Source organism: Actinotalea alkalitolerans (assembly GCF_023369855.1).
In the GTDB taxonomy this organism is placed as follows: domain Bacteria; phylum Actinomycetota; class Actinomycetes; order Actinomycetales; family Cellulomonadaceae; genus Actinotalea.
The window spans coordinates 2,171-3,917 of sequence record NZ_JAMBPP010000029.1 but is presented as its reverse complement, the minus strand read 5'-3'; the positions used below and the strand labels follow the sequence as shown (position 1 = coordinate 3,917).

Annotated in this window: 1 rRNA gene (only partly in view); it reads right to left on the bottom strand. The window is 56.9% G+C overall.

Features of this window, described 5'->3' with window-relative positions:
* Positions 1-1,678 (bottom strand): 23S ribosomal RNA (locus M1R94_RS20135) (it extends 1,530 nt beyond the left edge of the window).
* Between the last annotated feature and the right edge of the window lie 69 nt (positions 1,679-1,747).

Genomic DNA, 1,747 nt, shown 5'->3' with positions numbered 1-1,747 from the left:
GACCTTGGACGTGGACTACCATCGCCACGCTGGGCTACCTTCCTGCGTCACCCCTGTTAATACGCTTACCTACTACCGGTTCGGGTCGTGCGCTCCACCATCACGTCCCCGAAGGGCTCTAGATGGCTTTGGGCACTTAGCATCACCGGGTTCGGTATGGGCGGTTCTTCGCCGGTACGGGAATATCAACCCGTTGTCCATCGACTACGCCTGTCGGCCTCGCCTTAGGTCCCGACTTACCCAGGGCGGATTAGCCTGGCCCTGGAACCCTTGGTCATTCGGCGGACGGGTTTCTCACCCGTCTTTCGCTACTCATGCCTGCATTCTCACTCGTGTGGCGTCCACCGCTGGGTCACCCCGCGACTTCACTCGCCACACGACGCTCCCCTACCCATCCACACGCCTGGATCACGAAGACCTAGCTATTGTGTGAATGCCACAGCTTCGGCGGTATACTTGAGCCCCGCTACATTGTCGGCGCGGAATCACTTGACCAGTGAGCTATTACGCACTCTTTCAAGGGTGGCTGCTTCTAAGCCAACCTCCTGGTTGTCTGTGCAACTCCACATCCTTTCCCACTTAGCATACGCTTAGGGGCCTTAGCTGGTGGTCTGGGCTGTTTCCCTCTCGACTACGGAGCTTATCCCCCGCAGTCTCACTGCCACGCTCTCACTTACCGGCATTCGGAGTTTGGCTGACGTCAGTAACCTTGTAGGGCCCATTGGCCATCCAGTAGCTCTACCTCCGGCAAGAAACACGTGACGCTGCACCTAAATGCATTTCGGGGAGAACCAGCTATCACGAAGTTTGATTGGCCTTTCACCCCTAACCACAGGTCATCCCCTCGGTTTTCAACCCAAGTGGGTTCGGTCCTCCACGCGGTCTTACCCGCGCTTCAACCTGCCCATGGCTAGATCACTTCGCTTCGGGTCTAGAGCACGCGACTGAATCGCCCTATTCGGACTCGCTTTCGCTACGGCTTCCCCTCACGGGTTAACCTCGCCACGTACCACTAACTCGCAGGCTCATTCTTCAAAAGGCACGCCGTCACCCCTGCTAGGGAGGCTCCGACGGATTGTAGGCACACGGTTTCAGGTACTATTTCACTCCCCTCCCGGGGTACTTTTCACCTTTCCCTCACGGTACTTGTCCGCTATCGGTCACCAGGGAGTATTTAGGCTTAGCAAGTGGTCTTGCCGGATTCACACGGGATTTCTCGGGCCCCGTGCTACTTGGGATACCTCTTAGGAGGTCGCGCCATTTCGTCTACGGGGGTTGCACCCTCTGTGCCGGGCCTTTCAATGCCCTTCGACTATGACGCGACTTTCTGACTCCTTGGAAGTTCGGCAGAACTCCCCAAAAGGTCCCGCAACCCCGACTACGCAACGCCTGCCGGCTATCACACGCAATCGGTTTGGCCTGTTCCGCTTTCGCTCGCCACTACTCACGGAATATCTCTTCCTGTGGGTACTGAGATGTTTCACTTCCCCACGTTCCCTCCACACACCCTATATATTCAGGTGCGGGTAACTGGACATGACTCCAGCTGGGTTTCCCCATTCGGACATCCTCGGATCACGGTTCGTTTGCCAACTCCCCGAGGCTTATCGCAGGCTACAACGTCCTTCTTCGGCTCCTGGTGCCAAGGCATTCACCGTATGCCCTTATAAACTTGCCACAAAGATCTTATAAAGATGCTCGCGTCCACTGTGCAGTTCTCAAGCTACGGGCGGTCCTGCCCCGAGGA